This window comes from Aquimarina discodermiae, assembly GCF_040786235.1.
Lineage (GTDB): Bacteria > Bacteroidota > Bacteroidia > Flavobacteriales > Flavobacteriaceae > Aquimarina.
In genome coordinates, this window is record NZ_JBFMKP010000014.1 from 65,494 (window position 1) to 79,554 (window position 14,061).

Annotated in this window: 12 protein-coding genes; 4 read left to right on the top strand and 8 right to left on the bottom strand. The window is 32.6% G+C overall.

Annotated elements, in window-relative coordinates; translation table 11 throughout:
• Positions 1-58 precede the first annotated feature (58 nt).
• The gene (locus ABW636_RS10550; RefSeq protein WP_367589948.1) at positions 59-481 is read right to left on the bottom strand and encodes a MotA/TolQ/ExbB proton channel family protein; all 423 of its coding nucleotides are present in this window, start codon (positions 479-481) and stop codon (positions 59-61) included.
• Between the two features lie 380 nt (positions 482-861).
• Between ABW636_RS10550 and ABW636_RS10555 the strand changes: the two genes are divergently transcribed.
• Both ABW636_RS10555 and ABW636_RS10560 read left to right on the top strand, forming a co-directional pair.
• Complete coding sequence (locus ABW636_RS10555) at positions 862-1,767, top strand: sensor histidine kinase (protein WP_367589949.1); 906 nt, start codon at positions 862-864, stop codon at positions 1,765-1,767.
• Positions 1,764-2,474 (top strand): LytR/AlgR family response regulator transcription factor, encoded by a 711-nt coding sequence (locus ABW636_RS10560; protein ID WP_367589950.1) that lies wholly within the window; start codon positions 1,764-1,766, stop codon positions 2,472-2,474. Before ABW636_RS10555 ends, ABW636_RS10560 begins: the two co-directional genes overlap by 4 nt.
• A 371-nt stretch (positions 2,475-2,845) precedes the next feature.
• Here ABW636_RS10560 and ABW636_RS10565 read toward each other — a convergent pair whose 3' ends face one another.
• On the bottom strand, positions 2,846-4,684 hold the full coding sequence (locus tag ABW636_RS10565) for a sodium:solute symporter family protein (protein WP_367589951.1): 1,839 nt from the start codon (positions 4,682-4,684) through the stop codon (positions 2,846-2,848).
• A gap of 217 nt (positions 4,685-4,901) precedes the next feature.
• Positions 4,902-6,308 (bottom strand): dihydrolipoyl dehydrogenase, encoded by a 1,407-nt coding sequence (lpdA, locus tag ABW636_RS10570; protein ID WP_367589952.1) that lies wholly within the window; start codon positions 6,306-6,308, stop codon positions 4,902-4,904.
• Between the two features lie 282 nt (positions 6,309-6,590).
• Here lpdA and ABW636_RS10575 point away from each other — a divergent pair, with 282 nt between their 5' ends.
• Complete coding sequence (locus tag ABW636_RS10575; RefSeq protein WP_367589953.1) at positions 6,591-8,144, top strand: hypothetical protein; 1,554 nt, start codon at positions 6,591-6,593, stop codon at positions 8,142-8,144.
• Positions 8,145-8,247: 103 nt separating this feature from the next.
• Here ABW636_RS10575 and ABW636_RS10580 read toward each other — a convergent pair whose 3' ends face one another.
• Positions 8,248-9,513 carry an outer membrane beta-barrel protein gene (locus ABW636_RS10580; RefSeq protein WP_367589954.1) on the bottom strand — a complete coding sequence of 422 codons (1,266 nt, stop codon included), beginning with the start codon at positions 9,511-9,513 and terminating at the stop codon, positions 8,248-8,250.
• A gap of 159 nt (positions 9,514-9,672) precedes the next feature.
• Positions 9,673-10,917 (bottom strand): outer membrane beta-barrel protein, encoded by a 1,245-nt coding sequence (locus ABW636_RS10585; protein ID WP_367589955.1) that lies wholly within the window; start codon positions 10,915-10,917, stop codon positions 9,673-9,675.
• 104 nt (positions 10,918-11,021) lie between these two features.
• Between ABW636_RS10585 and ABW636_RS10590 the strand changes: the two genes are divergently transcribed.
• The gene (locus ABW636_RS10590; RefSeq protein WP_367589956.1) at positions 11,022-11,900 is read left to right on the top strand and encodes an IS982 family transposase; all 879 of its coding nucleotides are present in this window, start codon (positions 11,022-11,024) and stop codon (positions 11,898-11,900) included.
• A 107-nt stretch (positions 11,901-12,007) separates the two neighbouring features.
• Here ABW636_RS10590 and ABW636_RS10595 read toward each other — a convergent pair whose 3' ends face one another.
• The 3 genes from ABW636_RS10595 to ABW636_RS10605 form a co-directional block, all read right to left on the bottom strand.
• Positions 12,008-12,259, bottom strand: a complete 252-nt coding sequence (locus ABW636_RS10595) for an Ada metal-binding domain-containing protein (protein WP_367589957.1) — start codon at positions 12,257-12,259, stop codon at positions 12,008-12,010.
• Positions 12,256-13,098, bottom strand: a complete 843-nt coding sequence (locus ABW636_RS10600; protein ID WP_367589958.1) for a methylated-DNA--[protein]-cysteine S-methyltransferase — start codon at positions 13,096-13,098, stop codon at positions 12,256-12,258. Before ABW636_RS10600 ends, ABW636_RS10595 begins: the two co-directional genes overlap by 4 nt.
• Positions 13,099-13,196: 98 nt before the next feature.
• Positions 13,197-13,925: a phytanoyl-CoA dioxygenase family protein gene (locus tag ABW636_RS10605; protein ID WP_367589959.1), complete on the bottom strand. Its 729-nt coding sequence runs from the start codon at positions 13,923-13,925 to the stop codon at positions 13,197-13,199.
• Positions 13,926-14,061 lie beyond the last annotated feature (136 nt).

Genomic DNA, 14,061 nt, shown 5'->3' on the forward strand with positions numbered 1-14,061 from the left:
AATGTTTAAAATGTAAATGCTATATATAAAATTGAAGATGAGGACGAAATCTGTTTTATTACTCTGTTTCTGAATGGTCGTGAATCCATGTAAAAATAACCGTTGATATTCTAGAAACAATAAAAACCATAAGGCCAAAAATTGTGGGGAGCGCAGAAAGTTTTAACCCTCCTGCCAATAAAGATGTAGAAATCTCTCCTAGTAATTCGATTTTATCAAACGCAGATACAAGACCTATTAATTGTCCAATGACGCCATAAACGATCGCTAGCAAACCAATGGAATTAATCAAACTAATATTTTTTTGCAGCTTAAAATTTCTTTTTTTTATTTTTAATATTGTCTTCAGTATCAAAAATAATATCAATAATAATAAGATTAAAATAGGAAACATATAATACGCCCCTCCATCAAACAAGAGTTGATAAAAACTTACAAAAAGTAATGGATTATATAACTGTAAAGAAACAAGTGAAATCATAATACACCTCTATTTTGGATTAGATATATCCAAAATTACCCCAGAATACTCTTTTAAATTTTGTTTTGCGTTCAATAACCAAATGTATTCGTTTTTTTACTGGATTAGAAACAATTTTGGTGTTAAAACAAGTATTTCTGTCAAAAAGCCTACTTTATCTGTAATTTGTCTACAAATATTATTTTCATCATAAAAAAACCAGATATTGCACATATATGCTTTCGAGAGAATTTATACTAAAAAAAATAGCGCAATTGGTACTTCATATCTTTTTTTGGATTGTTGTTTTATTTTCTTACACCTATTTTTTTGGATATAACAGTGAAAATATAAACTACATTTTTTCTTTTTCTGTCTTTCTGATGCCTGTAACCATTGGCATGACATACACCGTTGCATATATATTAATTCCACAATATTTGTTGCGGCAAAAATATTTTTATTTTGTACTCTACTGTATATATGCTATCATTATTTCTGCTTTACTTATTGTACTTTCTTTTTTTTATGGGCTATTATTTCTAACAGAAGTCAGAATTGGAGACATGGCACCTATGACTCGTAGCCCTCTTTTTTTATTTATTGCAGTTTATTTTGTTGTATTTGTTGTCTGTGCTTTTAGCCTGGCACAACAGAACTATAAATCTAATTCTAACAACCAAGAATTACAACGCAAAATTCTTGAGACCCAACTTAAACTAAAAGAACAGGAGTTACATTATCTAAAAATGCAAATTCACCCTCATTTCTTGTTTAATACGCTAAATACCATGTATGGTTTTGCACTTAAAAAGTCAGAAGAAACTCCCGAAATGATTCTTAAACTTTCTAACTTGTTAGACTATTTATTGTATCAGGTTGACAAGCCATTGGTATCGTTAAAAGAAGAAATAGAACATATCAAGGATTATGTAACTTTAGAAAAGATGCGGTTTAGCGACACCCTTATAGTATCTATGAATTTTGATGCTATTGACGAATCTATTATGATCCCCCCTATGTTGTTAATTCCATTCGTAGAAAACAGTTTTAAACACGGTCAAATAAGAAATAAGAAACTAACCATTAGTATGGATCTCTACTGTAGTGAAAACAGTATCAACTTTAACATTAAAAATTCTATACATAGCTCCTCGGATACTAATAATGATGGTATTGGTTTATCCAATATCAAAAAAAGATTATCCACGTTATATGCAAATAATCATGATCTTATTATTTCTAAAAACGAAAGTTGGCATACGGTACAACTGCAATTAAACACCTCTAAGAAATATGCACTATGAAAACTAAAATTTCATGTATTATTGTAGACGATGAACCAACTGCAAGAGAGATTATTGCTTCGCATTTATCTAAAATTGATCGTATTGAAGTGGTAGCAAGTTGCAATAACGCCTTGGATGCCTTTAATTGCATTAATATGCAACAAATAGATTTGATATTTCTAGATATTAATATGCCAGAGATTTCTGGTATTTCTTTTGCAAAATCTATTAATAAGCAAATCAAAATTATTTTTACAACTGCCTACCGAGAATATGCCATAGAAGGGTTTGATTTACATGCTGTGGACTATTTATTAAAACCAATATCCTTTGAACGATTGTTGAGTGCTGTAAATAATTATTTTGAAGTATATCATAAAGAGAGAACTATACAACCAATAGAATCTAATCACAATGATTTTATTTTTGTTAGGTCTGAAAGAAGGATGAAAAAAGTAAATTTTAGGGATATTATTTATATCGAAAGTTATAGTGATTATGTAAAAATTCATTGCGATTCTATAATCATCACCACTAGAGAAACCATTAGTAATATTGAAGTAAAGCTACCCCAACAGCAGTTTATGAGAACTCATCGATCTTATATTATTTCTATTCCCAAAATAGATTCATTTTCTAATGAAGAAATTGTTTTACATAACAAATCCATTCCTATTAGTAGAAATTATAAATCTGAGGTTTTGGAGAGATTAGGAAATATCTAGTTTTCTTTTGCTACATGGTACAAGAAACTTTCTCACAACAACGAAACCTTCTTGCAGGCTGCAGGAGACTTTCTTATAACAACGAAACCTTCCTGCAGGCTGCAGGAGACTTTCTCACAACAACGAAACCTTCCTGCAGGCTGCAGGAGACTTTCTCACAACAACGAAACCTTCCTGCAGGCTGCAGGAGACTTTCTCACAACAACGAAACCTTGCCGCACCAAGCGGGAAGGTTTCGTATAAGTACAACATTATATTTCTATTAGATTTCAGAAAAGTCAACTACCTCGAAGCAGGCTCAAGCATCCAGTGGAAAAACAGTTTTTTACATTTCGAGGCAAGCTTCGGAGAATCAAACTCCACAATGTGGATTAAAAGAATTTACTTTTCATTCTACTCCAAACTTTTGCCAATAAAAATCCCGAGATCGCTACCAAAACAGTTAATCCCATTGCTAGGGGATATTCTCCATATATCCAGTTTCCTGTAGCAAACATGGCACCATATACGAATACGCACCCCAAAACCATGGCCAAAATCCCCGAAGGAACAGCCCATTTATCGGCTCCTCTTTCTATAATATCTATCTTATCTTTACGAGCTTGATCCAATATTTTTTTCCATCCTGGGCCACCGGGTTGTGTCTTTTTATAAAAACTATTTAGGATAGCTTTCTCTTCTGGCTTTGTAAGGAACGTTACTACAATCCATACAATGGTAGTAACCAATACTATTATCAAGAATTTAGACCAAGAAGGTAAAGCACCTTCGATAATTGTTCCATGCTTATCGGTATATCCGAAAAGGATCTCCCCCAGAGACGAAAATGTTAGCACCAGACTTACAATTGCGGCCGTAAACATTACCGATATCTCACTCCATGCATTAATTCTCCACCAAAACCACCTTAGGATATATACCAAACCGGTACCAGCACCAAACATCAAAAGAATATCAAAAAGCTGTTTTGCATTGGTAAGAGACAATGCCATGATTGCACTTGCCACCATCAATAAAACTGTAGAAAGTCGTCCTACATTAACCAGTTCTTTTTCTGAAGCGTTTTTATTAACTTGTTGCTTATAAAAATCATTTACAATATAAGATGATCCCCAATTTAGTTGCGTAGAAATTGTACTCATATACGCTGCTCCCAGCGAAGCTAACACCAACCCTAAAAGTCCACTTGGCAATTTTGTTAACATAGCCGAATATGCTAAGTCATGTCCTAGTTTACTATCTTCTATCATAGGAAAAGCGTCTTTGATGCTAGCGATATCAGGAAAAACTACTAATGAAGCTAATGCTACCAAAATCCATGGCCATGGTCTCAATCCATAATGCATAATGTTAAAAAAGAAAGTCGAAGCTATGGCGTGGTTTTCATTTTTTGCTGCTAACATACGCTGCGCAATATATCCACCACCACCGGGCTCTCCTCCAGGGTACCAAGAGCTCCACCATTGTACTGCCAACGGAATTATTAATAATGATATTAATGCTTCGGTATCAGAAAAGTCTGGAAACATAGCTAATTTTCTAGACACATTTTCGTGTGTCAACATTTTTGAGACCCCACCTACTTCTGGTAAATTCACCAGATAGTAAGCTGCTCCAATTGCTCCAATTATTGCTACAAAGAATAGTACAAAATCGGTATATACTACTCCTCTAAAACCTCCTATTGCACTAAAAGTAACGGTAATCACTCCTCCTATTAGAATCGTCTCTATCGGTGACAATCCCAGCATAATTCCTCCTATTTTAATTGCCGCCAAATTTACCGCAGAGATAGTAATAATATTAAATATAAGTCCTAAATAAATAGATCTAAAACCTCTTAAGAACCTTGCAGGTTTGCCACTGTATCTTAACTCATAAAACTCCATATCTGTTAAGACATTAGATTTTCTCCAAAGCTTAGCATAGATAAATACAGTAGATAAGCCCGTAAGTAGAAAGGCCCACCATACCCAGTTACCAGAAACGCCATTACTACGTACAATATCTGTAACCAAATTAGGGGTATCTGTAGAAAAGGTTGTTGCTACCATAGAAAAGCCCAAAAGCCACCAAGGCATACTTCTACCTGATAAAAAAAACTCTGAAGTATTTTTTCCTGACTTTTTTGAAACAACTATTCCTATTACCAGAATAATCAAGAAAAATCCTATAATGATACTATAATCCAATGTACTTAATGAAACCATATTGTGTGTTAAATAATCTATGGCGGTAAATTATATTTAAAACTCTTTACTTACTAATTTTATCTATAATCAACATCAAAAAGCAGTCGAACGTAACATGACACCTGTCAAAATGTAAACTAGACTTATCTACATTAGAAAAACGGTGTCACTCATAAAAAAAGCCTTCAGAACATAAAATTCAGAAGGCCTTTGTTATTATTATATATCAGTATCCTTATATATGCAAAGGTCTATTGTCTGTTGCTGCCAAAGCAGCCTCTTTAATAGCTTCTGTAAAAGTTGGATGCGCATGAGACATACGAGAGATATCCTCTGCAGAGGCTCTAAACTCCATTGCAGTAACCGCTTCTGCAATCAAATCTGCACAACGTGCACCGATCATATGTACACCAAGTACCTCATCTGTTGCTTCATCTGCAAGGATTTTTACAAATCCATCCAAATCTGCACTGGCACGAGATCTTCCTAATGCTCTAAACGGAAATTGCCCAGACTTATATTTTACACCAGCTTCCTTAAGTTGTTCTTCGGTTTTTCCTACCGCTGCAACTTCTGGCCATGTATATACTACTCCTGGAATTAAATTATAATCGATATGTGGTTTTTGTCCAGCCAACGTTTCCGCAACAAATACTCCTTCTTCTTCGGCTTTATGAGCCAACATTGCTCCTTTTATTACATCGCCGATTGCATAAATATTAGGAGTGCTTGTTTGAAGGTGATCATTAACTTCTACTTGCCCTCTGTCATTTAGTTTTACTCCCGCTGCTTCTGCATTTAATCCATCTGTATAAGGTCTTCTTCCTACAGAAACAAGGCAATAATCACCTTTTAACTCTACCGGATTTCCTTTTTTATCATCTGCCGTCACAGTAACTTCATCTCCTGATACAGTTACTCCTGTTACTTTGTGCGAAGTCAAAATTTTTGACTTTTGCTTTTTCATTACTTTCTGTAACTCCTTGGATAGCCCTTTGTCCATTCCAGGAATGATTCTATCCATATATTCTACTACAGAAACTTCTGCTCCCAAGCGTTTATATACTTGTCCCAGTTCTAATCCAATAACACCACCACCAATAATGATCAAATGTTTTGGAACTTCTTTAAGCTTTAATGCCTCTGTAGAAGTAATAACACGCTCTTTATCGATATTGATAAAAGGTAAAGAAGAAGGTTTAGAACCTGTGGCAATGATTGTATTTTTTGCTTCGATAGTTTCTACGCTACCATCGGCTTTGGTTACATTTACATGGGTAGCATCTTTAAAAGATCCAATTCCTTCGTAAACATCAATATTGTTTTTCTTCATTAAAAAACTAACTCCGTCACAGGTCTGGCTTACTACCGCCTGTTTACGGGCAATCATTTTTTCAAGATTGATCTTTACATCTCCCGGAATTTCAATCCCGTGATCTGCAAAGTGCTTTACAGCATGCTCATAGTGATGAGAAGAATCTAATAATGCCTTACTTGGGATACACCCTACATTTAGGCAAGTACCTCCTAATGTAGAATATTTTTCGATTATTGCGGTTTTCATACCTAGTTGTGCGCATCGAATAGCGGCTACATATCCACCAGGTCCAGAGCCTATTACGGCTACATCATATGTACTCATAAGAGATATTTATGTTGCGTATTAATTTTTGAATCGCAAATGTACAAATGTTTTATCTCTTACCGAAGCACTGATCTTACCAAATTTTTATAAAAAAACAATAATTAGGTATCCAAAAAGTTATACTTTAGGATATCCTAGTAATTGCATACAACGTATGTGCAACAACTGATGGAAAAGAATAAAACGATATCATCCATAAAAACAAAAATCTTTACTACTTTGCAAGAGTAGTATTTTATTTTTTTATTGCTAAACACAAAGATCCTTTTTACTATACCTATGCGCTATTTAACTTCTCTTTTTTTACTTACTCTTATCGTGTTGTGGAGTTCTTGTCGAAATGATTTCGAATCTGATTTAAGTACAGGAAATTTAGAGTTTTCGACAGATACTTTATTTTTGGATACCGTTTTTAGTAATATTGGATCGAGCACTTATAGTTTTAAAGTATACAATCGTACCGATAATGACCTTACTATACCTTCTATTGGCTTAGAACTCGGTTCTAACTCTAGCTACAGGCTTAATGTAGATGGTATACCTGGTAAATCTTTTCAGAATATACAAGTATTGGCCAAGGATAGTATATTTGTTTTTGTAGAAACGACCACAGATATAACAGAGCAAACTACAGGTTTGGAGTTTTTATATACCGATAAAATCTTGTTTGACACTTCTGGAAATCAACAGGATGTAGATTTGGTCACTTTGGTAAAAGATGCTGTGTTTTTATTTCCCTCTCGTGATCAACTTACTGGTCAGGTAGAAACACTTTCTCTTGGTTTTGATAACGAAAATAATGAAGTTAGAATTCAAGGTTTTTTCCTGGAGGATGAGGAACTTCATTTTACCAATGAAAAGCCTTATGTAATATATGGATATGCGGCAATTCCCGATGGAAAAACACTTACCATAGACCCGGGTGCAAGAGTTCATTTTCATAGTGGCTCTGGTCTAATTGCGTCCAAAGGAAGTACATTATTGGTACAAGGAGACCTTAGTACCGATCCAGAACTTTTAGAAAACGAAGTGGTTTTTGAAGGCGATCGTTTAGAACCCGATTTCAGTGATATACCCGGACAATGGGGCACTATTTGGATTGCTCCAGAAAGTACCGGTCATAGCATAAATTATGCTACTATAAAAAATGCCACCGTAGGACTATTGGTAGAAACGAATGATGGAACCGCGAATCCTACATTGACCATCTCTAATTCTCAAATTTATAACTCTTCTAATATTGGTATTTTAGCAAATAATGCGAATATTGTAGGCGAGAACCTGGTTATTAATAACGCAGGACAAGCATCTTTTAGATGTATTCTGGGAGGCACTTACACCTTTGACCATTGTACCTTTGCTAATTACTCGTCTATAGGTGCTTTCAGAGAATTTCCTACCATGTCTTTGGAAAATAGTTTTCAGATCAATGAATCAGAAATTGTCGTTGCAGATCTAAATGCTACTTTTACCAATAGTATTATTTATGGAGATAAAGATATTGAGCTTTTATTTGGTAAGAATGAAGATGCAGCATTTAACTATACTTTTAAGGACTGTCTGATTCGATTTAACGATGTTAATGATGAATTTGAAAACAATCCTTTATACGATTTTTCTAATACTTCATTATTTGATAATGTAATCTTGAATGAAGATCCAGACTTTAAAGATCCTCAAAAAAATATGCTTTCTATTGGTGAAGATTCTGCCGCCAACGGGAAAGCCTCTGTATCACCGGTAATAATTGATATTTTGGGTACCACAAGAAGTACATCTGCTCCCGATTTAGGAGCTTATGAAAGTATGGTTTTTGAGGAAGAGAAAAATTAGAGAAGAGTACAATCCTAGTCTTTATATTTTTTTACAAAAAAAATCACCCCCCACTTTGACAAATGAAGGGTAATTCTATTGAATCTATTTATTAGATAACGATTTATTTTTTCGACTTGTTTTTATTATTAAAAATAGTATAACCCAGTATTAGGGATACATTTTTAAAGTCGGAATTCCATAATGAAAACTCACTTACTATGTCCCTAGATGCACTATACCTAAATTCTGCACTAAACTTATTTTTGAACGTATATCCAATTCCTAAAGACAAATTACCATCTGTCTCTACATCTAAAACAGGTGGTAAATATCCATTGCTGCTTTCTATTGAACCTGACATCACATACTCCAAAGCATAGGATACATTAAAAAACAATTTCGAATTGTCAGTGATAAAAGAATAAAATCGAACTCCTATAGGAAGTTCTATAGAAGTATAATCTACTTTAACGGTAGTCGTTCTTAAAATTCTACCTCCATTGATTAAATAATTGAATTCCATTTCGGGAGTATATGATCTATAGGTAGGTTCAAATAACACAGACCATTTATTATTATTAAATGGTAGAACATACTCTAATTCTACTCCTATTCTAAAACTTAATTCCTTTTCGAAATCCACGTTTCTGGAGGCTGGCAATATTATAGGATTTGATCTGCTTTCTAAAAATAATGAGGAACTATTAATACCAGGTCTTATACTTATATTAAATAATCCTTGCTTACGCTTTTTTCGATACCTCGCATATTCTGAATTATGGCATTCGTTATACGAAACAAAAAAGTTAATTAATTGTTTTTTTCTGTAGTGTAATTTATTGATATCTAGCACAGATATATCCGAACACTTTAGATTACTCCAAAGTTGTTCCATATACCTTGTGTTCTCGGCAAACTTATACTCTCCTAATTTATATTTTTTATAAATCAGCTGTTCAATACTTCTCTCATCGGTTTTATAAAAAAATCTTGTCAATGATCCTGATTGATACTCATATAGATTAGCCTTTCCCTCTACCAGTACTTTTAAAAAAAGTTGCTCTTCTTTAAAAACGGGTTTTTTATCATATCCCATCTTATTTACGTTACTGGTTGACCTATCGATATCACCAACAAACTTAATGTATTTGATCTCCTCAGCTATCCCAAATTCTTTTATCGTTGCTAACGTTCCTACTTTAATATTGGCATTTTCATTTAATTTATATTCAATTTTTTTTGGAGCATTACTCCAGTCCAAATCTTTAATCAAACACTCTATTTTTTTGCTCGAGTTATTAATAATATACCCTTTTTTAAAAACTGTTTGTGAATACCCTTGTAAACCAAGAATAATGATTAAAACTGTTAAAAACTGTTTTCTCATTTTTATAATTTCTGTTTTTATATTAATTAATTAATTATTAGTCTAAAGTTTATGTCATTAACATGAATATTGTTACCACAGAAAAGTGTTTTTTATTTTTTTATAAAAAAATCACCCTACACATTGATAAATGAAGGGTGAATGAATCAAATTAATTTGTTAATTAACCTCTATTTTTTTGTTACTAAAAATAGTGTATCCCAATATTAGAGATACATTTTTAAAATCAGAACTCCAAAACACATAATTCCCTAATACTTCTCTAGGTATACTAAACCTAAATTCGGCACTAAACTTATTTTTAAATGTATAACCTGCCCCAAACGATAAATTACCACTTGTTTTTATATCTAAAACTGGAGATTGAGATCCACCGCTACTTTTGACTGAGTCCGATATTACATATTCTAAAGCATATGATCCATTAAAAAATAATTTCGAATTGTCACTAATAAAAGAATAGTACCGAACACCTACAGGAAATTCTATTGAAGTATAATCTACTTTAAAATTTATAGGATTTGCAATTGTTTGAAAATAGTTAAATTCTACTTCAGATTCATATGATCTATAAGTAGGCTCAAATAATATTGCCCATTTATTATTATTAAAAGGTAGCACATACTCTAGCTCAACCCCCATTCTAAAACTTATTTTTTTACCAAAATTCGCGCTTCTAGAAACTAACGAGTTATGTATATGTAACGAAGAGTTATTCATACCAGGTCTTATATTTATATTAAATAATCCTTCTTTACGCTTTTTTCGATACCTAATAAATTCTGAATTATAGCATTCGTTATACGCTATAAAAAAATTGATTAAATCATTCTTTTTATAATCTAAACTATTAAAAGTTTTAATAGAAATGTCAGAACACTTAAGATCTCTCCATAACTGTTCTTTATATCTTGTATTCTCTGCAATTTTATGTTCTTCTACTTTATATTTTTTATAAATCAACTGTTCAATATCTCCATTTTCGGTTTTATAAAAATATCTTGTTAGCGATTCTGAATGATACTGGTATAGATTGGACTTTCCTTCTAATAATACTTTTAAAAATAATTTCTCTTCTCTAAAAATAGGGTCTTTATCATATTTCATCATATTTATATTATCGGTTGAGATTGATCTATCGATATCACCTTTAAATCTAACATATTTAGTCTCTTCTGCTATCACAAACTCCTTTACAGTTGCTAACGTTCCTATTTTAACATTGGCATCTTCATTTAATTTATATTCAAATTTTGTAGGGTTATTTCTCCAGTCCAAATCTTTAATCAAACACTCTATTTTTTTGCTCGAGTTATTAATAATATACCCTTTTTTAAAAGCTGTTTGTGAATACCCTTGTAAGCCAAGAATAATGATTAAAACTGTTAAAAACTGTTTTCTCATTTTTATAATTTCTGTTTTTATATTAATTAACCCGTTGTGCATTTAGAAAAAGTTGTGCAAACTGCTAAAAGGCAGTAAATTGTAGTTACCACACTATAATTTCTATGCACAACTTTCAAGCAAATTACAATAAAATACTCAAGGTTTTAAAAGAATTAGATTCTGAAATGGATTATTTACATCAAATACGTAAGCCTAAACTGAGAGATAAAGAACTCATTGCTATAGATTTAACTTCAGAGTATATGAGTATTGATAGTGAATGTCAACTGTTTCGAATTTTACCATCTAATTTATCTACCAAAATAGAACGAAGTGTTTACAATAGAAGGAAACGAAAACTCTTTGCTTTTAGAGAATCACTTCGCAAAGAATTGGTAATTAGGTTGAATCAATTTCAACATTATTATATCGTTGACAGTATGCCTTTAGAAGTCTGTAAATTATCCAGAAGTTCTAGAAGTAAAATATGCAAAGAGCAATACTACAGTTTGCCTGAAAAAGGATATTGCGCCAGTCAATCAAGTCATTATTATGGCTACAAACTTCATGCTGTTTGTTCTACACAAGGCGTTATAGAGAGTATGGATATTAGTCCAGCTTCTGTACATGATGTCAACTATTTAAAGGATGTAAAACATCAATTAGAGAACTGTGTATTGCTTGGTGATAGAGGGTATTTATCAGCAGAATATCAATTAAACCTATTTGAATGTCATAATATTAGGATTGAAACACCTATGAGAACTAACCAACATAATTATAAAGAACAACCTTATGTTTTCAAGAAATCCAGAAAACGTATTGAAACATTATTCTCCCAACTTTGTGATCAATTTATGATCAGAAGGAATTATGCTAAATCTTTCGACGGATTTAAAAACCGAATCTTATCTAAGATAACGGCAATGACAATCATTCAATATATCAATAGATTTGAATTCAATAGAAATATCAATAATCTAAAAATTAATATTACCTAAATGCACAACGGGTTACTATATTCTCTAACGCATTCTATTTTTTAGGATTACAATAGCCTTAAAAGGGTGATAAAATATTACTTTGGTTTTATAGAAATATGCTGTGGTTATATATAATTGGAGTTTATTTTCCATTCATTATACTCTTTTCGTAAACAATGACCACAAGGGCGAAAATTATTTTCTAATGCCTCTTCTTTGGTCGAAAAAAATACACGGTTTTCTTTGTTCATTCGTTTACCAGATTTGCAGTGTAGCGTACCGTAAATCTTTAATTTCTTATTGCCGCCATAACATATTTGTTGTGTTCTGATGAGAATTCTTAAGCTGGCAGCTGCGATATCGGTATGGTGTATCATAAACTGTTCATTTTTGCAGCTTCCCAACCTATGATTGCAGATTTTCGAGTGCCTCCCCACCGATATCCCCCGATAGTACCAGTAGATTGAATCACTCGATGACAAGGAATCAAAAAAGCAACAGAGTTACTACCTATAGCGGTACCGATAGCTCTGGATGCTTTGGGCTTGTCTATTTCTTTTGCGATAGTACCATAAGTAGATAGATTACCCATAGGGATCTTTAATAAAGTTTCCCATACCTTTAGCTGAAACGGAGTTCCGTTTAGATGTAATTTGATTTTGTTTAACTTACTCCAATCGTTTCTAAATATGAACAGGGCATTTTGTTGTATGGTGTCCACTACCTGGTTATAATTGGCATTGGGAAATCTTTTCTTTAGTATATCAAACGCTTCTTTTTGCTCTTCAAAAAAAGCCATATGACAAATTCCTTTAGAGGTAGAGGCTACAATGATCTTACCAAAAGGACTCTCAGTAAAACTATAGCAAATGGATAGATTTTCTCCTCCGTTCTTATATTCGCCCGGAGTCATTCCTTCAATATTTACAAATAAATCATGTAAGCGGCTGGTTCCAGAAAGTCCTGTCTCATATGCAGTATCGAACAAGGTAGCTTGTTTGTTTTTTAATAATTGCTTGGCATGATTGATACTAATGTATTGTATAAACTTTTTGGGACTTACACCTGCCCTATCTGTAAAAAGTCGTTGAAAATGATGCGGACTTAAATGCACACTTTCTGCAATTTGATCCAGAGAAGGTTGCTCCTTAAAATTTGTGCTGATATAATCAATTGCTTTGGCAATTCGATCATAATTGATGTGTTGTTTACTCATTTTATATAGTATTTTAACACAAAAGTATGCGTATACCGAAGGCTAAAAAACCCGATTCTTGCTATTTCAAAATTTTTATTTCATTCTTGGTAGTTATCCTATACCTCATCTTTTATCATCAAATACTCTAACCAGTTTAAAGGCTCATGTAGTTGAAGACTATTAAACTCTAAATGAATAACGCGTCTTTGTTTGTCGTTAAGCGTTCTGTTTGAAGCATGTAAGGTAAGAGGTTTCATAAGCATGATTCCTCCTTTTTTTACTTCGCAAATATGTTCTTTTTTGGTGTCCCATTCTTTCGATTCTACTCTTATAATTCCTTCTAAGTGTGATTTTGGAATTACTTTTAAGGCTCCATTGTTTTTATCGGTATCATCTAGATGAATTCGTATAGTTATCGTATTCTGTAGAATATGAAGAGGTGGTTGCACCCCATATTGTCCTTTTTTAAAAGTCCAATTCTTATAGTTATCCAGATCTGTTTTTTGGTCAACAGAAATACTTAAATCCTGATGATAAGCCACAAACCAGTTTGACATACTAGGTTTATCAAAGTAAATGGCTTTGGTTAGAAAGTAATCTGATGTCGAAAAACTATCAATTAATGTAATAAGTTTTTGATTAAATAATAAACCTGATAATTCAGGGATATTCTTCATCAATTGTCGAATCGCAAATAAATCCTTTGTTTTATGAAATGAACTAGTTTCTTGTTCGCCTTGTGCTATGCAATCAATTATTTGATCAATTTCAGTGTTCGAATATAAATTGTTTACAATAGCATATCCATTTTCTTCTAGTGTGGTTTTGTTTCTTGTGTAATTCATTATTTTTTGTGATAATACCATTTCTCAAATGATATTACCTACTAAAATTGTTTCTTTTTGCTCCATATTTCAAAATAAAATATATCGATAGCCCTGCTATCCATAAATTTTCTTTCTCACCTGAATCAAAAACAAT